The sequence below is a fragment of the Erythrobacter sp. S267 genome (assembly GCF_057365045.1).
Map to the genome: position 1 here is coordinate 614,032 of NZ_CP200298.1, position 23,217 is coordinate 637,248.

Consider the following 23,217-nt stretch of genomic DNA (forward strand, 5'->3'; position numbering starts at 1 on the left):
TGTCGGTTCACTGATTATCCTCGTCCACATCAGCGCCGCTTACCTTAGCAATGCACCATCCAAAAGCGGGCAGTTCGAGCGCAACACTGCCGGGGGCTGTCACAGCCGCGGGACATGCCCCGTGGAGTGTCTCAAGCGACTGAGCTCCATATCCAATCGTCGAATTGGCTTTCAGCGACTGTGACGACGTATTGAACGCGAGCAAATATTCCTCTCCGCTCTCAGGGTCAAACCGGGAGAAGCTGACAAGGCCGGGCTTTGCATCATCGTAACTGCGCACGATCTGCTGTCCTCGCCGCAAAGCAGCGTGACGTGTTCGAACCGCGGCCAGCTCTTTGATCAACACATAGAGCGGGTGAGCGGTGTCGTAGTTCTCTTCCGCTGTTGTCGCGCTGGTGCCGATCAGAGTGTTGTCGTTATAACTCTCGGTCAGGCTCGGGAACATGTCCTCGCGAGCGGCCTGATCATTGCCGTCGCCGACAAAACCTTGCTCATCACCGTAGTAGATCACCGGATTGCCGCGCAGCGTCATGAGCATCGCATGGCCCAGCTCCACTCGGTCGAGCAGCTCCTCCTGGCTGATATTCGGATTGTCATCACGCAAGAGGGTGGAGAAACGACCCATATCGTGGTTGCCGAGGAAGGTCGGCATGGTCCGCGCAGCCGCTTCACCGCCTTCATAATTCACATCACCATCGAACATGTCGACGATCACGGAAGGAGGCGTGCCTTTGCCAAGCGCTTCTCGAATTGCAGATTGGAATGCGAAGTCAAGAACAGCGGGGAAACCGTCGCGCCGCGTGAACTGAGCAAGGAATCCGCTGTTTGGGCTATCCGAATAGACCTCTCCGAAGATGAGGAAGTTTGGAATCCCTTCCGCCTCGGCCGTCTCGAGCATGGCCGGCACGAAGGCTTGCCAAAATTCGGGGTTCACATGCTTCGCTGTGTCGATCCGAAAGCCATCAATGCCAAAGCGCGTGATCCAGCTCGCATAGATATCGATCATGCCTTCGACGACGCGCGGATGCTCGGTGTAGAGGTCGTCGAGGCCTGCAAAGTCTCCATAACGGCTGCTTTCGCCGCTGAAGGTCGTGCTGCCGCGATTGTGGTAGTAAATCGGATCGTTGAGCCAAGCGGGCACTTTTACATCCGCTTCGCCATCAGGAACATAAGGCGTGTAGGCGAAGTCAGGGGTGATTAGCTGTGCGAAGTTCTCCTCCGTCAGGACCGTGTCGCCAAGAAACCCTTCATTGATCGGCTCTCCCTCAGGCCCGCCACGGCGTGAATAGGGAAAGTCTGCCAGGCTGCGATACTCGTAGCCTTCCTCATACTGGATCACATCCGCCGTGTGGTTGGTGATGATGTCCATGTAGACCTTCATCCCGCGCGCATGCGCCGCATCGACGAAGGCTTTGAACTCTTCATTGGTGCCGAAGTGCGGGTCGATGCTGGTAAAATCGGTGACCCAATATCCGTGATAGCCAGCGCTCTCATCGCCTTCCGGACCTTGGACCGGTTTGTTTTCAAAGATTGGCGCAAACCAGATCGCGGTGACGCCCATGCCTTCGAGATAGTCTAGCTTTGCAGTTAGTCCAGCGAGGTCGCCGCCATGATAAAAGCCTTTGTGCGTGGGATCGAAGCCGTGATCGAGGGCGGTGCCTTCAATCCCGCCTTGGTCGTTCGAAGTGTCACCATTGGCGAAGCGATCTGGGAGGACGAAATAGACTACCTCGTCCTCGGGTGGCCGCTCGCGCAGGTCGAGATCGACCTCGGTTTCATCATTCATGGCCACCGCAGCACCGCCCAAAGCGGTCATAGCCAGAGCCACACCAAACAAGATTCGCTTCATAATGCTCTCTCCCGACGTCTGACTGCCATTAAGTTGGAAAATTTGCAAATCTTTGTGAGCAGGTGGGTGCATGTGCCACGATCTAATTATCTATCTGTATAAAATGCAGAAAAAAGTCATCGATTAGGATTTTATCCTCTCATCACCGGTTCGCAATGAAACAATCTTGCAAAAATTTGCAAGCTCGGCAATGTGGTGGAGGAGAGTGATTGAGGATTTATGCACCAATTACAGGTGGCGTAAACGGGAGAACGGTCTTGAGCATACCCTAGGGTAGTCTCAGATCGTATGGGAGAACAGCGATGGGATTGGCCGAAAGCGCAGCGGCGGGAGCCAGTGGGGCAGGGCGCAAGCCCGCCATGAATGCCGCGCAGATTTGGAATATGAGCTTTGGTTTCCTCGGAATCCAGATCGGATTCGAGCTGCAGAACGGCAATGTGAGCCGCATCTTCCAAACTCTTGGTGCAGAGATGAATGAACTGGCAATCCTTTGGATTGCTGCGCCCATGACCGGGCTCATCGTTCAGCCCATTATCGGCCACATGTCCGATAACACCTGGGGGCGGTTCGGACGTCGCCGTCCTTATTTCCTAGTAGGAGCGATCCTGGCGACTATCGCCTTGTTCATCATGCCCAATTCGCCAAGCCTCTGGATTGCTGCGGGCATGCTGTGGATCATGGATGCCTCGCTCAATATCACGATGGAGCCATTTCGCGCCTTTGTTGGAGACAATTTGCCCGACCGCCAGCGAACGCGCGGCTATGCAATGCAGAGCTTCTTTATCGGTGTGGGCGCGGTCATTGCCGGGGCTTTGCCATGGGTAATGACAAATTGGATGGGGTTATCGAACACAGCGCCTGAAGGAGAGATTCCCGAGACCGTGCAATGGGCGTTCTACCTGGGCGGCACGGCCCTTTTCGTGGCGGTTTTGTGGACTGTCCTCAGGACCAAGGAGTACAGCCCGGAACAGATCGCCGCCTTTGATGAGGCGCGACAGAAAGCACTTGGCATAGTCGAGAGCGCAGCCGACACCGTCCAGCGCACGGCGAGCCAGTTCTTCTCCGGTGGAGCGACGTGGGTCGTGCTCGGCGCGATTTTTGCCGGTCTGGTTTTCTGGGGTAGGGGCAATGTGTCGTCCATGGATGTCGGACAGGAACTCTACATCCTTGCCGGATTGATTGCCTCATTCGGAGTTATACAGATCGTTGCGGGAATGCTGCGCAATTCGGGGAGCGATCAGAACGGTTTCATGGAGGTCGTAAATGACCTCTTCGCAATGCCGACCACCATGCGGCAGCTCGCTGTGGTGCAGTTCTTCAGCTGGTTCGCGATGTTTGCGCTATGGATCTATGGAACGCCTGGGGTGACCGAGTATCACTTCGGTTCCTCCGACGCGACCAGCAGCGCTTATCAGGACGGGGCCGACTGGTGGAGCTTGATGGGATCGGTTCGTAATGGCCTAGCTGCAGCGGCTGCGCTCGGCTTCGTCATCATTGCGTCGAAGATCGACCGGCGGAAGCTACACAGCTTCAACCTTTCGATCGGCGCGGTTGGGTTCGCGCTGATCATCGTTATCCGCGATCCTGCGCTCCTGTGGGTGTCGCAGATCGGTCTCGGCATCGCGTGGGCATCTATTGTGTCACTGCCCTATGCGATCCTTGCAGGCTCTGTACCGGCGAAAAAGATGGGCATTTACATGGGCATCTTCAACGTCTTCATCGTGGTCCCGCAGCTGATCGCATCGACCACTCTGGGCTTCCTCGTGACGGCATTGCTCGACGGCGCAGCGATCTATGCGATGGCGATTGGCGCTGTGTCTTTTTTGCTGGCAGCGGTTGCGACCTTGTTTGTCACAGACAGCACATCGGCAACGATCGAGAAAAACGCCAAGCTTTCGGGAGCATCGTGATGAAACGCGCCGCTCTTGCGCTGGCCCTTCCGCTTGCGCTCCCCCTTGCTCTCGCTGCCTGCGATAGCAAGAGCTCAGAGGCGACACAGTATCAACCGCACGAAGTGGTTCAGGTGGCAACGCCTGAATGGGCGGCGGATGCGGTCATCTACCAGATGAATACGCGGCAGTTCACCGCAGAGGGCACGTTCAAAGCTGCGCAGGAGCATTTGCCGCGGCTTGCCGAGATGGGCGTTGATGTCATTTGGCTGATGCCTGTCCATCCTATTGGGGAGGAGAAGCGCAAGGGGGCTATGGGCAGTCCTTATGCAGTGAGGGATTATCGCGGGATCAATCCTGATCTGGGGACTGAGGCTGAATTTCGGGAGTTTGTTGACGAAACACATTCACACGGGATGAAGGTGATTTTGGACTGGGTGGCCAATCATTCGGCTTGGGATAACCCACTGATTTCCCAGCATCCTGAGTGGTACACCCGCGATCCGGAAGGTAATATGATACCGCCTGAAGGCACGGATTGGTCCGATGTCGTCGACTTCGACTACTCCAATCCCGAGCTTCGCGAATATATGACCGGCAGCCTCACCTACTGGGTGCGCGAGTTCGATATTGACGGCTATCGCGCCGACGTCGCTGGCTTCGTCCCGCTCGACTTTTGGGAGACCGCCCGCGCCGAACTCGACCAAATCAAGCCCGTCTTCATGCTTGCCGAGTGGGAGGAGCGTGACCTGCACGCCCGCGCTTTTGACGCGACCTATGGCTGGGGCTGGAAAGAGGCGATGCAGGAGCTGGTCGCGGATGGCAGCGGCGCAGGAGCCGTGCGCGGCTATTACCTCAGCCAGAAGACCACCTGGCCCCATGCCGCCATGCGCATGGTCTACACCGACAATCACGACCAGAACTCCTGGGACGGTGTCGCCTCGGACATTTACGGACCCGCTTACGAAGCCGCGATTGCGCTGAGCTTTACAGGGCCGGGTCTTCCGCTCATCTACAACGGCCAAGAGGCCGACCTCGACCGCCAGCTCGAATTCTTCGAGAAGGATGAGATTGAGTGGAAAGAAGGCGCATACGACCCGCTGTTCCGCAAGCTCATCGCGCTCAAAACCGCTGAGCCTGCGCTCCACAATGGCCGCCACGGTGCGCCGCTTACCGAAGTGCCCAATTCCGCGCCTTCCGATGTTCTATCGTTCATCCGAGGGGAGGGCGATGCCCGCGTCTTCGCTGTCTTCAACCTCTCGCCGCGCCCGCAATCGGTCTCATTCCAGCTTGAGCGTCACTACGGTCTCTACACCGACGCCATGACAGGCGATGCGGGGGCGTTTGACGAGGACACGCGCGTCCAGTTGCAGCCCTGGGGCTATCGCATCTGGACCGCTGACGAGTAGGCAATGCGCGCCGCTAAGGCTGCGTAATCACCAAAGTCTGCCCCGCGCTGACATTCGGTTCAATCGTCTCGGACCCATCGGGCCAGATCACGCGCAGGCCGCCGCTTGTATTCGGGCCCATGCCGAAGATCTGATCGGTTGAATTGTGCGAGGTGAAGTTGCTGTTCACCGCCACCATCCGGGTCTGCACCGTATCGGCGATAGTCAGCTTCACTATCGCCCCCACTGCGAATGTGTTGGGAGCCTTACCGCGCAAACGGACCTTCACCGTATTCGCGCCGGTCAACTGGTTCTCCCAGTAATAGACCGAAGCGCTAGGCTCGGCCGTCAACAGCAGCGCATCGACATCGCCATCATTGTCGAAATCGTCGCACACCACGCCGCGCCCTTGGTCGGTCTCATCAATCGCGGATTCCTGCGCTGCGTCCGTAAACGTACCGTCGCCCTTGTTCATCCAGAGCCGAGTGATGTCGTTGACATAGTTGGAGGCGGACGGGTCCTTGCCCGCTTCCCAGCCATTGGTCTGATAGATGTCGAGCCAGCCATCGCCGTTGAAATCGGCAAAGCACGATCCCCAACCCCATCCGCCCGGCTCAATGCCAGAGGCCGCGTTGCGCAAGAAGCTGCCCGCGCCCCTATTCTCGAACAAGCGGTTGCCGTTGATGGATGAGACGAACCAGTCGAGGTCGCCATCATTATCGAAGTCGCCGATGGCCGCGCCCATGCCGTTTTCATCGTCCGGCGTGAACGGGGCGGCTCCAAACGTGCCGTTGCCATTGTTGATGAGCACACGCGATCCGCGAAAGTCCGACACCATCAGGATGTCGAGATCACGATCCCCGTCAATGTCGGCAAAACCCGGCGCAAAAGTGTAATCGTAGTTCGCCCCCAGCACCCCTTGCGGCAGGTCAAAGGCGAGCAGCCCTGCGATACCGTTGGTTGCGCTGACCGGCGTGAAAGACATTGCGCCCGGTGTGCTGTCATTGCGCCACAAAGTCTCTGTCTCACCCGGCAAAGTGGGATCGCGCGGCGTACCCCAATGCGCCATCAACACATCCAGATCGCCATCCGCATCATAATCGCCCAGCGCCATGGAAATGGTCTGTTCAGAGCCAGCCGTGTCAAAGCCAGAGCCAGCGCTGACATCGGTGAATTGGCCCGAACCATCATTGGCATAGAGTTTCAGCGGGCCGCTCTCCAACCCGCCCAGCAGCAGGTCCAGATCGCCATCGCCATCCAGATCGCCGAGGGTCGGCCCGCTGTGCCGGCCGTTGGTGTTTGGGCCCATGGTGAAAGCGACGCCCGCCGCAGCTGCGCCTTCCACAAAGCTGCCGCCTTGGTTGATGTAGAGCAGGTTGGGGCCGGTATCCCCGCGCGTCACGAAAACGTCGATATCGCCATCATTGTCGATATCGCCCGCCGCCGCGCCACCTGCGAATTGCGCGACCATCGGGTTGAGGCCGGGGCCAAATCCAAAGTCAAAACCGATCCCCATGTCGCTCGCGCGATTGGTGAAGCTGGTCATGTCTCCGCCGGGCAGAGTGGCGCTGGCAACCGAAGGCGTGGGGGAGGGTGAGGGACCGGCGACTGCTCCACCGCCTTGTGTACTGCTGCTGCCCCCGCCGCCGCAAGCCGCCAAGGCCACACACATCGCGGTTGAACTCGCAAGCCGAGCAGCGCGTTTCGATCCCATCACAATTTCTCTCCCCTCCCCCTCACTTGGGGAATTTGCAAAAAATTGCAGAAATTTTGCTTGGAGAAAAGGGGCAAGTTTGGGATAAATCACTTTGAGAGAGAAATTTTTGCAAGAGTTTGCATTGGGCGAAGTGTCTCAAGCGCAGACCACGCAAAGGGAGAGAGACATGTCGCGCCTTTGGTTCAGGTTCATCGCATTTGTGGCTCTTGCAATGGGAGCGGCGCTTCCGCTGCGGGCAGAGGTGCTGACAGCGACGTCGCCAGATGGCGACATCACCCTCACAGTCAGTGATGAAGGCGGGCAGGCGACCTATTCGATTACGCATGACGGGGATGAGGCGATCCGAACCTCGCGCCTTGGCATGTTGTTCCGCGACCATCATGGTTTTGAAAGTGACCTTGCGATCACAGGCTCAACCCGCGCTGCGCATGATGCGACTTGGGAGCAGCCTTGGGGTGAGCGGCGGCTGGTGCGTGACAATCACAACGAGCTGGCCGTTACTTTCTCTGCGCAGGAAGGGCCGGAGCGCGCAATCACCGTGCGCTTTCGTGTCTTCGATACCGGCGTTGGCTTCCGCTATGAGCTGGAAGAGCAACCCGCATTCGAAGGCCCCATCGCGATCACCGATGAGCTGACTCAATTTGCGATTGAGAATGAGGCGGACGCGTGGTGGACGCCCAGCCGCCAGTTCAATCGTTACGAATACATCTACCGCACAGGCACTGCGGGCGTGGTCGACGACGCGCACACCCCTGTGACCTTCCGCCGCACCAATGGCGTGCATATCTCCATCCACGAAGCGGCTCTGGTGGACTATTCCGGCATGTCGCTGATCGCGATGCGTCCGGGTGATTTTGAGGCTCAGCTGCGGGCTGGCTCCGACGGGATCAAGGTGCACACTGAGGCTGGCTTCAAGACCCCGTGGCGCACGATCCAGATCGCAGAGGATGCGGTGGGTCTCATCAACTCCGACATCATCCTCAACCTCAATGAGCCGAACAAGCTGGGCGATGTGTCGTGGGTGGAGCCGGGCAAATATATCGGCATCTGGTGGGCGATGCATATTCGCGAGCGGACTTGGGGCAATGACGGCATCCACGGCGCGAACAACGAAGACACGATGCGCTATATCGACTTCGCCTCAGAGCATGGCTTCTCCGGCGTGTTGGTGGAGGGCTGGAATATCGGCTGGGACGGCGACTGGTTCAACAATGGGGAGCTGTTCAGCTTCACGGAGAGCTATCCTGATTTCGACCTGCCGATGCTCGCCGAATACGCAGCCGAGCGGGGCGTGCGTATCATCGGCCACCATGAAACCAGCGGCAATGTCGCCAATTACGAAGCGCAGATGGAGGACGCCTTTGCCCTCTATGCCGCAAACGGCGTGCGCGAGGTGAAAACGGGCTATGTCGCCGATGCGGGCGATATCGTGCGCTATGATGATAATGGCGTGCGCCAGTATGAATGGCACGACAGCCAGTTCATGGTCGACCACCATCTTCGCGCGGTCGAGGCGGCGGCGCGCTATCGTATCTCAATCAACGCGCATGAACCGGTGAAGGATACAGGGCTGCGCCGAACCTATCCCAATTGGATGACGCGAGAGGGCGCGCGGGGTATGGAGTTCAACGCCTGGGGCACGCCTCCCAATCCGCCCGAGCACATCTCGATCCTCGCTTACACGCGTATGCTGTCGGGGCCGATGGACTTCACGCCCGGCATCTTTGACCTGCGCCCCAATGAGCGTCCTCCCGTGCGTGAGGATATGCAGCGCGGCGGGGCGGATAACCGTCCGCAGACGACGCTCGCCAAGCAGCTGGCCCTTTACGTAGTGCTCTACTCCCCGCTGCAAATGGCGGCGGATTTACCGGAGAATTACGAAGCGCGGATGGACGCCTTCCAGTTCATCAAAGACGTTGAGGCCGATTGGGAACAGAGCATCGCGATTGCCGGCGAAGTCGGCGAATATGTCGCGATTGCGCGCCAGGGCCGGGCCAGCGGCGAGTGGTTCCTTGGCGCAATCACCGATGCGGAAGAGCGCACTCTGACCCTGCCGCTCACCTTCCTTGAGGAGGGCAAGACCTACACCGCCCAGGTCTATCGCGACGGCACGCATGCCCATTGGGATCACAACCCCTACGACATCGTGATCGAGGAGATCGAAGTCACCGGCGGCGGCACGATGGAGTCCTATCTTGCTTCCTCAGGCGGCATCGCAGTGCGCTTTATTGAACGGGATTGAGCCTCAGGGAGAGCCCAGCACCCAGTCGAGCACCTCAGGCAAGCGCGCGGCCCAGGCGTTTTCCTCGTGCTCGGCGCCGGGATAGGCTCGGCTCATCCAGTTGAGGCCTTCGCTCCAATCGGTGTTCTCCATCAGCGTATCGATCGCGTCCTGATAGGGCGGGTAGTGGGCATCCAGCGTCGCATCGCCGCGGTCGAACCATAGCCGGCGCTGGCCCGGTTGGCCGAGGCGGTTGAGGATAAAGTCCTTCCAAATGCGCAGCATCTCGGCATCCGGTTCGCCCACCTGTCGCGGGGCGATCCCCGGCCAATGGGTGCTGACACAGCCCGTGCGGCCAAAGACTTGCGGGTATTCGAGGAAGGCATAGAGGCTGATCAGCCCGCCCATGCTCGACCCGATGATCGCGGTCTCACCCGCCCCGGAGAGCGTGCGCAAATTGGCATCGACCCACGGCTTCAGCGTGCCGGTGATCCATTCGAGGTAAAGGTGGCTGACAATCTCCTTGCCATTGCCGAACGCATCCATCTTCGCCCGCAACTCAGGCCCGGCCGCATCATAGGCGGGCTTGGGCATATATTGGCGATAGCGATCCGCGCCGGGCGACCAGACCCCGACGATGATCCAAGGGTCCTCGCCTGAGGTCGCCGCATGGCCCAGCATCGCTGTGTCCGCCGCCCAGACCTTGTTGAAGTTGGACGTGGCCGGATCGAACAGGTTCTGCCCGTCATGCATGTAGAGCACGCGGTAGCGCCTCTCGCCCGCATCATATCCGGACGGAAGCCATATGGAGAGGCGCTGATTGGGCAGGCCAAGCGCCGCAACACCGCGATATTCGAGCATTCGCCCGCCATCGCTGCGCGCATGGAGAAGCCCCGGAAAAGCGGACACAGCGCCCGCTCCGCCTATCGCGGCAAGAGCACCGCGCCGCGTTGCGTTGAGCCGGTTGACGCTGCTCATGAACCTTCCTCAACATCGACCACGGTCACTTTGATCTCCCCGCAAATGTCGTTCATCGCGGCGGCGGTGATGGATTGGTAATCCGCCACACTGGGCGCAAGCCTGCGGATCAGGATGATCCCTTTGCTGGTTGGCGACACAAGCTGGCTTGCACCGTTGCGCGCCCAACCCGGTGGCATGAACTCTACAAAGGCGCCTTTGCCTTCTCCCCCGCGATAGGTCGCAAAGTTGTTGGTCGACGCGTCGTGAAAGGAGAGCGAGGAATATCCCTGGGTCGGGGCCATCCTCACGATCAGGCCGTCTGGCGCGTCTTCGAAATCGTACAGGCAGGCTGAGTAGGCAAGGTCGGGGGAGGGCCGCACAACGCTCTGCGTCTCCGGCGTTGTGCGCGGGCCGAGCGTGAAAGCGTGCTGCGCGATTCCCCGCTCCGCCAGCATGGTCATCGCACGGTCCATGATGAAGCCGGGGGCGGCGTAGAGCACCGCGACGTGGCTGATCACTGCGATGGCGGTCCCGAAGGCGAGAGGTGCAATCCAGCGCTTCATGGCGTGTCCCCTGCGCAACCCAGCCGCTCAATCGAGGGGGCAGCAATCGCCTCCTCCGGTGCCTCCAGCGCAAGTTCCTCAGGCATGTAAAGCCGCAAGGTCAGATCAAACGCGCCCGCATTGCGGCTGGAGATCCAATTTGCATCGCCCTCCGGTCTTTCAGCGGAGATAATCGCGATCCATTCCCCGTCGCCCGCGCGGCTGGCATCGAAGCTCAACGCCTCGTCATCATTGTCTGGCAGGAAGTTCTGATCGTTATACAGCGTCACCGACCACCATCCTGCAGGCAGTGGTCCGCCAGACAGGCGATAGTCGCAATTCTCGGACAAGGCTGCACCATCATCATCGCTCGCGCGGATGAAATAGATCGCCTCTGACTGAGCCAGCGCCAGCAACCCGTGCCGCGCAATCCGCGCGCGCAGATAGGGGGAGGCGTCAGCGGAGCCTTGCGCAAGGTCTCCGGTCCAGCCGTTGATCGTGATCCCATCGCCAATGCGTCTGTCACCGGGCAGCAAGCCCGACATGGCGAGCGCGGAATAGACGCCGACGCAAAGCCCCAGAATACCAGCGAGTGCAAAGAGGGACAGGCGCTTCAACATAAAGGCCATGTTACCGCAGGCTGAGACGAAGACCACCGCCAACTTAAACCCAACCCACCCCTTTTCTGGCCCGCAAAAGCGCCGCTTTGGACAAACACTTGTTCAAACACGACAATCTGCGCGCTTTGCCCTACGTTTCGCCCTCCAACCCTTGTCTTGCTTTCCAAAAGGCGTATCACTCCGCCCAACAAATGGGTCGCCCGGGCAAGGGCAATTGGGGCAAAGACGACCGTAAACTTGCGGCGCAAACTGGCAAAGCCAACGTTCGGAATAGAGTTTTGATGGAGCGCTGCTTAAGCGTTTCACAGCGCGGTTCTAATGGGATCGTGCAGCGACAGGCGCGGGGTTTTTTCGGCGTCTTGGACTTGGGTCAAACGGGGGGCGTTTGCTTGCGACTTTTAGATTTGAGATCTGGCGCTCTGCGCATTGCTGACAGCAATCGGCGATCAAAGGGCATTCTCTTGTCGTCCGTTGTGGTCACCAGCGCTGTGCTGGCAGCGCCGCTTGAACCTGTTGTTGCGCAAGCACAAACCCTCCCGCAGATCACGCCGCCCCCTCGCACGCAGCTGACCCCGCCAGAGCTTCGGCGCGAGGACAGGCGCGGTGTGACGCTAACGATTGATGGCGATTTTGAACGCTCGCCCTGCGTGCTGGACCAGCCTGAATATGCTGAGATCACCTTGACGCTCAGCGGAGTGGAGTTTGCGGGGCTCGACGCGGTGCCGGGCCTCTCGCTTGCTGATACCTATGACGGCTATGTCGGGCGCGAGCTGCCTTTGGCGGTCCTGTGCGACATCAGGGCTAAAGCAAACGCGGCTTTGCGCGGGCAAGGCTATTTGGCGACGGTCGAGATCCCTGAGCAGAACCTCAGCGACGGGGTCGCGGATTTCGGGGTAGTGTTTGGCAAGCTGGTTGGCCTGCGCGTGCGCGGCGATGCTGGCCCGTCGGAGGCAGTGGTCGCCGGCTATCTGGAAAACCTCACCGACCAGCCGGTTTTCAACACCAATGATGCAGAGCGTTATCTGCTGCTCGCGGACGATCTTCCGGGCATTGACGTGCGCCTGTCGCTGCGCCCTGCCGCGGGCGGAGCGCCGGGCGATCTGCTGGGTGAAATCGCGGTTGTGCGGCGCAAGGGCGCGATTGACCTCAACGTCCAGAACTTTGGCTCCAAGCCAATCGGGCGCTTTGGCGGATTGCTGCGCGGCGAAGTCTACGACATCACCGGGTTGGGCGACCGAACGTCAGCGGCGGTGTTCAGCACGCTCGAATTTTCGGAGCAGCAGACCTATCAATTCTCCCACGACTTCGCGCTTGGCAGTGAAGGATTGCGGGTGGGCGCGGGGCTAACCTTCAGCCAAGCGAACCCCGATATTGGCGTTGCCAATTTCGACTTCGAATCCGAGACGGTTTTCGCAAGCCTCTACGCCTCCTATCCCCTGCAACGTTCGCGCCGGGCGAACCTGTTCTTGAGCGGCGGTTTTGACCTTGTCGATCAGGATGTTGAGATCAACGAAATCCCGCTCTCCAGCGACAAGGTGCGCACGGTCTATGCGCGCCTCTCAGGCGACCGGACGGAGCAAAACAGCGTTCAGCGGATCGACGGATACACGCCCTATGAGCCGCGCTGGCGCTATCGTTGGGGGGTGGAGCTGCGCAAAGGTCTGGACGTCTTGTCGGCGAGCCGCGACTGCCGCGAGTCGTTGTTCGCTTGCGCGACTGGCGGCGCTGTCCCGCCCAGCCGGATTGAGGCCAATCCCTCCCCGTTCCTTGCGCGGTTTGATGGCGCGTTTGAGTATCGCCCCAATCCGCTGCTGACATTCTCGCTGGAGACGATGGCGCAATATTCACCCGATCCTCTGCCTGCTTTTGAGGAGTTTGCCGCGGGCAGCTTCTCCATTGGGCGCGGTTATGATCCGGGTTCTGTGCTGGGCGATAGCGGGGTTGCCGCCACGCTGGAGATGCGCTTGGGTTCGCTTGCGCCGGATGGGCAGGACGCCTGGGCATTCCAGCCCTACGCCTTCACCGATGCGGCCTGGGCATGGAACGAAGACCCCAGCCGCGCTGGCACCAATCCTGACCGTCTGTGGTCCGCCGGTGGCGGCGTGCGCGCGGTGTGGGGCTCAAAAATTCAAGCTGACGCTTTCCTCGCTGTTCCTTTGGAGCGGCCTGATCTGGCGACTCAGCGTGGCAATGTCCGATTTATGTTCTCGGTCACGGCCCGCCTATTCCCTTGGAGATATTGATCATGGCTCATGCGAACCATAACCGCTCGAAATGGCTGCTTGGATGCGGCTCTGCGGCCTTGGCTGTGGGTTTGGCAGCAGCTCCGCAAAATGCGCGCGCTCAGGCGATCCAGGCGACAGAGACGGTGGCAGCGGGGGCTGCCTCGCGCAACATTACTAGTTCGACGACAGAGACGATCACGGTCGATAGCGATACCGCCATCATCGACTGGACACCGTTCGAAGATGCCAATGGCGACGCGCTCGACTTCCTGCCCACGGGCAATGCCGTCACCTTCCAGAACGGCGTGAACAACGCTGACTTTGCCGTGCTCAATCGCATTGGCATCGCCACGAACGAGAATATCGCGGTGTTCAACGGCACGGTCATCTCGCAGCTGTTCGACGCGGCGGGCAACACCTCTCCGGGCGGGACAGTTGCGTTCTATTCGCCGACCGGAATTTTCGTTGGCAATGACGCGGTTTTCGACGTTGGCAATCTGATCCTCACTGCGCTCGAAGTGAATGAGCCGACTTTCGATGATTTCATCCTCAACGACGGCACGCTCAGCTTCTTTCAAGGCGACGGGATAGACCTGAATGTCGTCATCTCTCCCGGAGCGACGATCACGGCGAGCCAGGAAAACTCCTATTTCGCGGTTGTCGGCGCGCAAATTCAGATGTTCGGCACCTCCGACATCAATGGCAGTCAGGCGTTCATCGGCGGTGAGCAAGTCAATATCCGGGTCTCCAACGGCCTGTTTGATATCGAGATTCCCACCGGTTCCGGCTTTGCAACCCCGATTGAGATCAACGGCAATGTCGGCGGCCCGTCGAGTACGGGCGCGGGCGACAACCACATCATCTATGCGGTCGCGGCGGCGCAGACCGATCCGATCAGCCTGCTGTTCTCCGGCAATCTTGGCTTTCAACCGGCGGCGAGCGCTGGGATCGTCAATGGCGAGATCATTCTCTCTGCCAATTACGAAGTCACAGGCCGCACCGTCGATGGCGGAACGCCGGATGACTTTGCCGATCCAACCGCCTTCAGCGCGGATTCCGCTCTGGTCAGCGCGGCGGGCACGATCATCCTTGAAGATTTCAACTCGACAAGCTCGATCCTCGCCATCGCAAATGAAGAAGTCGATGTCGCGGCTTTCGGGGGCAATAGCAGCATTGACGGCAATCTGATCGCCATCGGCCGCCGCTTTGCGACGCTGAGCGCGGGCAATGGTCAGCTGTTCGACATTACCGGCAATGTGCTGGTTTCATCCGACGACTTCCGCTTTGGCGCCGACCCGGGGAACCTTGATGCGCAAGGTGGCCAAGCGGTGATTGATGCCTTCGCGAACGGAGTGTTGACGATTGGCGGCGATGTTATCGTCTCTGCCGATGCGTTCAGCGACGTCGATCCCCAAGCGCTCGTCTCTGGCAATGCGACCGGCGGCGAGGCGACGATTGCAGTGGGCGGCGGGACTTTGGTCATCAACGGCAATGCCGTTGCGAAAGCCAATGCCTTCGTCCCGACCAGCACAAATGGCATTCTCAGCGCAGGTGCCGCTTCGGGCGGATTTGCGCAGATCTTTGCCGCTGATGCAGGCTCGGTGCAGGTTGACGGCACGACCCTGATCGAAGCCAACGCTTCGTCTCAGAGCGCTCAGCAAGGCCCAGACACGGTGGGAGTGACCACCTCTGGCGGGACAGCCACAATTCAGAGCATTGGCGGCGGCCAAGTCACTTTGGGCGCAGTGCAGATCAACGCCAATGCGGTTTCTGGCGCCAATCAGGACGCCAATTTCGGCGGCTCAGCCAATGGCGGTTCGGCGAGCATCTTTATCGACGGCGTAGGCACAATTGTGGTCGATGACCTGACGATCGAGGCGCAAGGCCAAGGCGGGCTGAACTTCGCAGGGCGCGGCGGCGATGGCTTTGGCGGACTGGCTCGCATTGATGTCATTTCGGGCGGCACTTTGAACGTCAACGGTTCCCTGTTCACCCGAGCAGGCGGCGATGGCGGCGACGGGATCAGCGGCGGAAACGGGCTGGGCGGAGTTGCCGGGGTGCAGGTCATCACCGGGGAAGTCGACATAACCGGAACCTTTGGCGCGGACGCCGAAGGTGAAGGCGGCGATGCCTTTGCAGAGACCGGCGGCGATGGCGGCGACGGTTTCGGCGGTCTTGCGTTCCTCCTCTCAGAAGGCACGCTCAACGAAACCGCGACAATCTCGATTGGAGGGTCCGCCTTCGTTAGTGCAAGCGGCACCGGTGGTCGAGGCAGCCAGGCCGAAGATTCCTCTTCCGGTCCCAATGCGCTACCTGCTGGCAATGGCGGTAACGGTACTGGCGGGCAAGGCAATACGCTCAACCAAGCGGACGATAGCGCTTCCAATGGCGCTTATCTTCTGGCCGGTGCGGACAATGGCAATATCACGATCACTGGTCTCACCTCGGTCAGCAGCAATGGCCAGGGCGGCTTTGGCGGAGATGGCAATAACGGCGCGCTGGGCGGCGCTGGCGGCGATGGCATTGGCGGGACAGCGCAGGCAGGACAATCGCTGTTCGCCGGTGATGGATCGGTCGCAGCTGGCACTTTGACCCTCGGTCAAATCCTGATCTTTGGGACCGGTTTTGGCGGATCGGGAGGAGGTGGCTTTAGCACCGGCGATCCGGCTGGTGATGGCGGCAATGGCACCGGCTTTGAAGCATCCTTCACCTCTCTGTTTGGCACTGTGAATGCGGGCGATGTGCTGGTCGATGCCGGCGGTACGGGCGGCTTTGGCGACAATGGCGGCTTTGGCACCGGAGGCACTGCGATCGCCCAAGGCACAAGCGCGGATACAACCCTTGCAAGCCTGACTGTCGAAGCGGTTGGCCGGGGAAGCGATGCCAATATCGACGCCGGCGAAGGCACTGGCGGCAGCGCTGAGATCGCGTTTGACGCGACCACTCTTACCGTTCTTGGACCTGTGCTGGTCGATGCGAGCGGGCTTGGCGGATTGGGCGCGTTTAATGGCACAGGCATTGGCGGCAACGGTATTGGCGGGACCGCGCAAATCGTCCTTGATGATGACGCGAGCGCATTCTCGGTTGGCGGCACGACCAGCGTGCTGGCCGATGGTGTCGGCGGCGAAGGCAGCTCGGCTGACCAGGTTGGCTCAGGCACAGGCGGGTCTGCGCTGTTCGCTCTTGATGGCGGCTCCAGCGTTGATCTGAATGACCGGTTGGTGGTTGCGGCCAGTGCTGTGGGCGGAAACAATTTTGACGCAGGTCAGGGCGGCGATGCGAGCGCAGGGGATGCGGTGTTCCGCGTGTCGGGCGCAGGCGTGCTTGATTTTGCCGAGAACCTCACAGTTCAGGCCAATGCCGAAGGCGGCAGCGGCGGGCTGGGCGGCACTGCGACCGGCGGCGATGCGGTGGCCACGGTGCAAGGTGGCAGCAGCGTAACCCTGGGCTCTGTCCAGATCGAGGCGAGCGGCGCAGGCGGCGATGGAACCCAAGGCGATGGCGGCACGGGCGAGGGCGGAAACGCATCGCTTGAAGCCATCGGTAACGGCACCGTACTCAACATCCTGAACAACACACCGACCGCTTTGCTGAGCGCGCTGAACGGACCGGGCGGGATGATCTCTGCCTTTGGACGCGGAGGCGATGCGCTTGGCGCGGCAGGCACAGGCGGCAATGGGCAGGGCGGCACAGCCGGTCTGCGCGCAAGCGGTGGAGGGACGCTCAATCTGCCTGCCGATCCTGCGGCTGATCCAGCCAGCGCTGACACGATGGCGATCTATGCCGACGGTGTTGGCGGCAACACGTCTGAAGATGGTGGCCTGGCTGGCAATGGCACGGGCGGTACGGCGCGGATCAATGTGGTCTCCGGCACTGTCACATCCGGCGCGATTGACGTCTTCGCCAATGGCTTTGGCGGGACGAGCGGCGATCCGGGCCTTACGGTCACAGGCGGCAACGGCACAGGTGGCACGGTTGATGTCGATGTCGCTGACGTGGGCGAGCTTACAGCCGAAATCCGCACCAGCTCCAGCGGCTTTGGCGGCGACGGGACCAATGGCGGCAATGGCGGCACCGGCACAGGCGGCGTGACCGACTGGCTGGTGCTTGACGGGATCGTGAACTTCGTCGGCAATTCGAGCATCGCGGATGTCTCGGCAGGCGGTGACGGAGAGATCGGCGGCGATGCGCAAGGTGGGCAGGTCACTTTTTCTGCATCGGGTGGTGAGTTCACCTTGATCGCCAATGCCAATGGCGATGCGCGGCTGGGCATTGGCTCTTCCGACCCCGGCTTTGTCTTCGCCACGGGCGCCGTTCGCGGCGGCGAGGGTGTGAGCGGCGGCGGCTCTGCAACGGGCGCAGATGTGACGGTCGATCTGGAGTTCTCCTCCATCACCGACGGCTTCCTGCAAGTCAGCACCGACGCGATTGGCGGGGCAACAACGGCGTCAGGCGATGGCGGCGATGCTGTCGCAGGCGACATCGCGTTCAGTGCGAGCGACACTGATATTGCGCTGCAGGGTGAGAGCCTCTTCACCGCCAGCGCGCTGGGCGGGTCTGGTTCCACTGGCGGCGATGCGACCGGCGGCTTGGTTGACGTTGCCTTCGATCAATCCACTGTCGATGTTGTCCAACAAGGCTCCAGCCTTGGGCGGCTGGTTCTAATGAGCGATGCGGTCGGCGGCGTTGGCACGGTCAAGCACGGCAATGCGCGCGCCGAAACGGCGCTGCTGACAGCCACGGATTCCTCGCTGAGCGCGGACGGCGTTACCATCACAGCCAATGCCTTTGCAGCGGCCCCGACAGGTGGCGGTGCTGGCGGTCTGGCCACTGGCGGATTGGCGCAGGCGGACTTTGTCGGAGGCTCTTCAGGGCTGTTTGACACGCTTTCGATGGAAGCAACGGCAACCAGCTCGCGAGACGATGTCGCCTTTGGCGGCGTGGCGCTGTTGCAATTGCTGGCCGGAGGCGTCGCTACCGATGTGCCGGAAGTGACCCTCGACACGCTAGAGATGATTGTCGATGCCAGCGGCGGGGAGACCGATACAGGACCGTTCAACGTGGTCGGGCGGATCGAGATCAATTCGCTCGCCGGCGTTCTTTCGACGCAAACGCTGTTCGGGAGTGCGTCAGCAGACACGTTCGACCCGGGCGTCGATATTTCGTCCTTCACGGCTGATGGCGGCGACATAATCGTTGTCACTTCGATGGATGTGGACGTCTTCAGCGACTTCGAGATCACCACCGGCCAAGGCAACATTGTCGGCGATCCAGAACTTCTGGACCCGTTCCTCGATATCGACATAACCGCTGCGGGCACGATCCGGATTGCGGGCGATGACGCAGCGTTCCTGGGCTTCAGAGGCTTGGAGATGGACCTCACCTCGAACGATATTGAGGTGTCGGCAGGCGCGCTGTTTGGTGCTCCGGTTCTCACGCTCACATCGAACAATGGTGAAGTCCCTGCACTGCTGGGCGGAGCGAGCGGCCCTGTGAACACCAACGGCGCTTTTGGCTATGTGCTGAGCGGTGAGGAAATCGCGCGGATTGTTGCCGACAGCTTCACCTTCAACCAGTCCACCGTGGCGCTGGGCCCGAACGATCCCGACATTGTGATCGAGAGCTTCGACGCCGATGGCTCGTTCGGCAACGGTATCTCAAACATCACCATCAACGCGCTAGGAACCGGAGGCATCATCCGGGTCGAGGGCCTTGCGCGGATCATCAACGCCGATACATCGAACAGCATCTCCATCATCGCCGATGAGCGGATTGAGGTTGTGACACCGGGCGGCGTGCGGCTGGATGACACCAATGGCCGTCCCGCTGGCACCTTGCTGCTCAGAGCCAACAACATCTGGATCGCCGACTTTGACATGATCGCGTTGCTGCAAGCTGATCCACGCTTTGGGGGCCGCAATGATGACTTACGGGTGGGCGTCATCGACGAGCCACTGGGCTTTGTTCGCGGTGATACGGTCAATATCGAAGTGGGCGAGTCTCTGCTCGTTCGCAATACGGGCAACAGCACCGATCAAGGCGGCATTCTGGTCGGTGATGGAGGCCTTTCGATCTCCGCGATTGGCGGGGCAAGCCCGACCGGCGGCCTCGACGTGTTCGCCTATGGCGCGCGGATCGACAGTGCGGGCGACCTGATCACGGGGGAGGCTTTCTTCAACGAGGTCGTCTTCAACTTCGGCAACACCGCCTATGAGGATGAAGCGGAGTTCAACGACTGCATCATCAACACCGGCGTCTGCAACACCGCAGGTGGGGGCAATCCGCCACCACCACCACCGCCTCCGCCGCCTCCACCACCGCCGCCGCCGCCGCCGCCGCCTCCACCACCGCCGCCGCCTTCAGGGGGCAATCCTCCTGATCCGGACCCGACCGATGACAGTCCTGAGGGGCCGCCGGTGAACAACCGTCAAGTCTTTGAGGCGCCAGTCACTTCCGTGCCGCCGGTTGTCATCACCTCGGTGGAAGCGGACGCATCCTTTGGCATTGACTTCCCTGAATTCGTTGAGTCCGAAGAGGTCGACGAAGAAGGCAATGTCGATGATCCGGTCGCATCGGGCGGCGACGCCTCGCTCTATGGCCAGGGCAATGGCGGCAGCGTCGAAGTGGGAGGGAACTGAGATGACGATCAAGCCACTCAAATCGCTCCTCTCGCTCTGCGCAGCTGCGGCTGTGGGTTCGGCGATGCTGTGGGCTGCACCGGGGACGTCGCAAGGCGCACCCGAACGCTCGCTCAGCCTGCGCGACACTTTCCCGGTCGGCTCCAACGGATTGTGCGAGGCTCAGATCCAGGCACCCGAGCAGGACGCAGGACTGTTTGACCGTAAATACAACATCTTGTGCCGCGATGCCGCCGCGCCGATTGGCACTTTGTGGGTCGTGCGCGGGGCTGTCGCTGATGAGGCGGCGACCCGCTTTGTCGGCCCCGGTGCGCGTTGCACGGCGCGCGAGGGCGCTGATGGTTCCACGAGCCTGCAAGGCGGCCAACGCCTCGTCTGCACCCGTCCCGGCAGCATCATCCGCAGCGAATTGCTGGTCACAGAGATTGGCAATCGCACCTATGCGGCAAGCGGCCTTGCCGCCTATGGCAGCGCGCTGGAACTGGGCGCGGCCTCGCTTGCAAGCGACCGGCTGGTGCCCGGCAATGTCGACATTCCTCTGACGCAAACCACCGACCAACTCGCCTTTATCCGCCAACAGGCAGAGAGCATAACCGCCGATCAGGCCTTGGTTGAGGCCTATCGCCGCTCCAACGCTGGCGAATTTGCTGAAGCGGCTGAATTCTTCGCTGCCTCCGCCGATGCGCTGACCGGCAATAGCGAGGTTGAGGCGCGCCTGAATGAAGGGCTGTTGCAATCAAACCTCGGCAATTTTGCAGAGGCTGCGCGCCGGTTCGAACAGACCCGTGCAGGCGCGGCGACCAGCCCCGTACTGGCCCGACTGCAACGCAATTATGAAGCGGTCGATGCGCTCAACCAAGCCCAGACAGAGCGCGCGCTTGAAGTGCTCAACACGCCGCTGGCGATTGATTTTGGCGACACTGATGCCTTGCGTAACCTGCTGATTGGCCCGGACATGGCGCGCCGCCTTCAGGCAGAGAACACCAAGGTTGGAGGCTCGCTCGTCTCGGGCGCTCTGACCCCGCTTGAACGCGCGCAATTGCTGGACGGGCAGGCGGATTATCTGCGCGCCACAGCTTTGCGCCTTCAGGGCAACACTGCCGCGGCTGAGGTCAATCTGCTGCGCGCCAACTCGACTTTGGCTGAAGTGCGTGAGGGGCGTGTCCTCTCGATCATCTGGCTGCGCGCACAGGTTCTGAGCGAGCTTGCCGAACTGGCTGAGGCGTCGAGCGCACGCGGTGAGGATGGACGCTCGCAAGCTGAGCTGCTGCACGAAGCTGGCATTGAACTGCTCGCGAACACCTATCCGGATTCGCCCGCGCTCTACAGCGCGCAGGCGCAGCTGGCGGGCTATTACGCGCGCAATGGGCGTGAGGCAGAGGCGATTGCTCTCTACCGCACAATTGTGGCTGAGGCAGAGGGCCGGCCAGCACCGTCGCTGCGCGCCTATATGTCGAACTATTTCGAGCTGCTGCTTGCTGATGGAGCCAATGCGGACGCGGCGGGCGATGTGTTTTCTGCCAGCCAATTGCTGCTTCGGCCGGGCCTTGCGCAAACGCAGGCCGTGCTGGCGCGTGAGCTGTCCGGCGGCAGCGACGATGCCTCGCTGTTGTTCAGGCAAAACGTCAATCTGGGTCGCTCGATCCAGCGTATGCGTGCCGCCATCCTTGAGATTGAAGGCGAGGCGCAAGTGAACCCGCAGGCGGCAGGGTTGCTGGCAGAGCGTGAGGCGCGGCTGGAATCCCTGCTCGTCCAACAGGCTGAATTGCTGACGAAACTGTCGGAATATCCGCGTTTCCGAGCCGTTTCAGGCGGCGCGATGGAGCTGGCTGAGATGCAGAGCATCCTGCGCGGTGGAGAGGCCTATGTAAAAATGGTCGCTCTCGATGATGCGGCCTACATGGTCTACATCACGAGCGACGAGGCGCTGGCTTACAAGATCGACGCGACGCCCGCTGATCTTGAGGATATGGTCCTTACCATCCGCGAAAGCATTGCGATTGCCGAAGGCGGCCAAGTGACGACCTTCCCGTTCGATCTGGAAGGATCGCGCGAGCTTTATCTCAGCCTGTTTGCCCCCATTGCGGACAAATTGCCCTCGCACCAGCATATCGTCTTTGAACCCGATGGCGCGATGCTGAAACTGCCGATCAACCTGTTGGTCACCGATGATGCGAGCCTTGATCGCTATCAGGAGCAGCTCGTGGGAGCCGATGGCGACGACTATGATTTCCGCGGTGTTGCGTGGCTGGGCCGCAATTCGCAGATCACCACGTCTGTTGCGCCGACCGCCTTCCGCGATGTGCGCGCTGCGCCCCGGAGTGCTGCGTCCAAGTCCTATCTTGGCCTTGGAGAAAACGCTCCGATCAGCGCGACGCCTGCGGTCAACACCGGCACGCGCTCAGCCCTTGCAGGCGGTGCGAATTGCCTTTGGTCAGAGAATATCTGGTCGAACCCGATCAAATCGGATGAGCTGTTTGATGCAGCCTCTCGCTTTGGCGGAGCGCGTTCGGGCAAGGCCGATGTGCTGACCAAGACCACCTTCACCGACACCGCGCTCAAAGCGCGGGAGGACCTGAACCAGTACCGCATCCTGCACTTCGCAACCCACGGCCTTGTCACCGCACCGCAACGCGGCTGCCCGCCTCGCCCTGCGCTGCTGACATCGTTCGGGGATGAGAATTCCGACGGATTGCTCAGCTTTGCAGAGATCTTTGCTCTGCGGCTCGATGCGGACCTTGTGATCCTCTCGGCCTGCGACACTGCGGGCAGCGCCACCGTGGGCGCGACTTTGGAGGCCGGGATCACGTCGGGCGGAGATTTCGCGCTCGACGGTCTGGTCCGCGCTTTTGTCGGGGCAGGGGGACGCACTGTGCTCGCCAGCCACTGGCCGGTGCCGGACGATTACGACGCAACGACGCGGCTGATTTCTGGCCTGTTCGATGCACAAGGGGCCGAGACGGCGGCGGCGCTGCGCAACTCGCAAATCGGCCTGATGGACACCAAGGAAACCTCGCACCCGTTCTACTGGTCCGCCTTTGCGGTCGTCGGGGATGGCGCGGTCAAGGTCATTCCGTAAGCGATCTGATTCCAGATCGGTGGCAATCGAAGTGCCCAAGCCTTGCGCCCATGCTGCAAAAGCGCTTTGCTCAACCCACGGTGAGGGGG

At 60.8% G+C, this 23,217-nt stretch carries 11 protein-coding genes; 6 read left to right on the plus strand and 5 right to left on the minus strand.

From position 1 onward, the window contains the following. Nucleotides 1-7: 7 nt before the first annotated feature. Nucleotides 8-1,849 (minus strand): alpha-amylase family glycosyl hydrolase, encoded by a 1,842-nt coding sequence (locus AC0V6X_RS02675; RefSeq protein ID WP_486183052.1) that lies wholly within the window; start codon nt 1,847-1,849, stop codon nt 8-10. Nucleotides 1,850-2,151: 302 nt separating this feature from the next. On the opposite strand from AC0V6X_RS02675, the gene AC0V6X_RS02680 reads away from it, so the two are divergent. Beyond that, nucleotides 2,152-3,759: an MFS transporter gene (locus AC0V6X_RS02680; RefSeq protein WP_486183053.1), complete on the plus strand. Its 1,608-nt coding sequence runs from the start codon at nt 2,152-2,154 to the stop codon at nt 3,757-3,759. Continuing rightward, nucleotides 3,759-5,147 carry an alpha-amylase family glycosyl hydrolase gene (locus AC0V6X_RS02685; RefSeq protein ID WP_486183054.1) on the plus strand — a complete coding sequence of 463 codons (1,389 nt, stop codon included), beginning with the start codon at nt 3,759-3,761 and terminating at the stop codon, nt 5,145-5,147. The genes AC0V6X_RS02680 and AC0V6X_RS02685 overlap by 1 nt, the downstream gene beginning before the upstream one ends. A 13-nt stretch (nt 5,148-5,160) precedes the next feature. On the opposite strand, the gene AC0V6X_RS02690 is transcribed toward AC0V6X_RS02685, so the two are convergent. Then, nucleotides 5,161-6,840, minus strand: a complete 1,680-nt coding sequence (locus AC0V6X_RS02690; RefSeq protein WP_486183055.1) for a CRTAC1 family protein — start codon at nt 6,838-6,840, stop codon at nt 5,161-5,163. Between the two features lie 169 nt (nt 6,841-7,009). Between AC0V6X_RS02690 and AC0V6X_RS02695 the strand changes: the two genes are divergently transcribed. Next, the gene (locus AC0V6X_RS02695; protein WP_486183056.1) at nt 7,010-9,085 is read left to right on the plus strand and encodes a glycoside hydrolase family 97 protein; all 2,076 of its coding nucleotides are present in this window, start codon (nt 7,010-7,012) and stop codon (nt 9,083-9,085) included. Nucleotides 9,086-9,088: 3 nt separating this feature from the next. Here AC0V6X_RS02695 and AC0V6X_RS02700 read toward each other — a convergent pair whose 3' ends face one another. The 3 genes from AC0V6X_RS02700 to AC0V6X_RS02710 are packed head-to-tail and all read right to left on the minus strand — an operon-like array spanning nt 9,089 to nt 11,195. Beyond that, nucleotides 9,089-10,042: an alpha/beta hydrolase gene (locus tag AC0V6X_RS02700; protein ID WP_486183057.1), complete on the minus strand. Its 954-nt coding sequence runs from the start codon at nt 10,040-10,042 to the stop codon at nt 9,089-9,091. After that, entirely contained in the window at nt 10,039-10,587 is a 549-nt protein-coding gene (locus AC0V6X_RS02705; RefSeq protein WP_486183058.1) for a DUF1254 domain-containing protein, read from the minus strand. The genes AC0V6X_RS02700 and AC0V6X_RS02705 overlap by 4 nt, the downstream gene beginning before the upstream one ends. Next, nucleotides 10,584-11,195, minus strand: coding sequence for a DUF1214 domain-containing protein (locus tag AC0V6X_RS02710; protein WP_486183059.1), 612 nt, complete (start codon nt 11,193-11,195; stop codon nt 10,584-10,586). Before AC0V6X_RS02710 ends, AC0V6X_RS02705 begins: the two co-directional genes overlap by 4 nt. 452 nt (nt 11,196-11,647) lie before the next feature. On the opposite strand from AC0V6X_RS02710, the gene AC0V6X_RS02715 reads away from it, so the two are divergent. The 3 genes from AC0V6X_RS02715 to AC0V6X_RS02725 are packed head-to-tail and all read left to right on the plus strand — an operon-like array spanning nt 11,648 to nt 23,128. After that, nucleotides 11,648-13,429: a ShlB/FhaC/HecB family hemolysin secretion/activation protein gene (locus AC0V6X_RS02715; protein ID WP_486183060.1), complete on the plus strand. Its 1,782-nt coding sequence runs from the start codon at nt 11,648-11,650 to the stop codon at nt 13,427-13,429. Nucleotides 13,430-13,431: 2 nt separating this feature from the next. Further along, complete coding sequence (locus AC0V6X_RS02720) at nt 13,432-20,049, plus strand: beta strand repeat-containing protein (protein ID WP_486183061.1); 6,618 nt, start codon at nt 13,432-13,434, stop codon at nt 20,047-20,049. A gap of 1 nt (nt 20,050) precedes the next feature. Then, a complete protein-coding gene (locus AC0V6X_RS02725; protein ID WP_486183062.1) occupies nt 20,051-23,128 on the plus strand; it encodes a CHAT domain-containing protein in 3,078 nt (1,025 codons plus the stop codon). Nucleotides 23,129-23,217: the final 89 nt, after the last annotated feature.

Bases quoted from the DNA above. Each gene is read 5' to 3' on its own strand.
- AC0V6X_RS02675 (WP_486183052.1), bottom strand. From the start codon at position 1,849: ATGAAGCGAATCTTGTTTGGTGTGGCTCTGGCTATGACCGCTTTGGGC.
- AC0V6X_RS02680 (WP_486183053.1), top strand. From the start codon at position 2,152: ATGGGATTGGCCGAAAGCGCAGCGGCGGGAGCCAGTGGGGCAGGGCGC.
- AC0V6X_RS02685 (WP_486183054.1), top strand. From the start codon at position 3,759: ATGAAACGCGCCGCTCTTGCGCTGGCCCTTCCGCTTGCGCTCCCCCTT.
- AC0V6X_RS02690 (WP_486183055.1), bottom strand. From the start codon at position 6,840: ATGGGATCGAAACGCGCTGCTCGGCTTGCGAGTTCAACCGCGATGTGT.
- AC0V6X_RS02695 (WP_486183056.1), top strand. From the start codon at position 7,010: ATGTCGCGCCTTTGGTTCAGGTTCATCGCATTTGTGGCTCTTGCAATG.
- AC0V6X_RS02700 (WP_486183057.1), bottom strand. From the start codon at position 10,042: ATGAGCAGCGTCAACCGGCTCAACGCAACGCGGCGCGGTGCTCTTGCC.
- AC0V6X_RS02705 (WP_486183058.1), bottom strand. From the start codon at position 10,587: ATGAAGCGCTGGATTGCACCTCTCGCCTTCGGGACCGCCATCGCAGTG.
- AC0V6X_RS02710 (WP_486183059.1), bottom strand. From the start codon at position 11,195: ATGGCCTTTATGTTGAAGCGCCTGTCCCTCTTTGCACTCGCTGGTATT.
- AC0V6X_RS02720 (WP_486183061.1), top strand. From the start codon at position 13,432: ATGGCTCATGCGAACCATAACCGCTCGAAATGGCTGCTTGGATGCGGC.
- AC0V6X_RS02725 (WP_486183062.1), top strand. From the start codon at position 20,051: ATGACGATCAAGCCACTCAAATCGCTCCTCTCGCTCTGCGCAGCTGCG.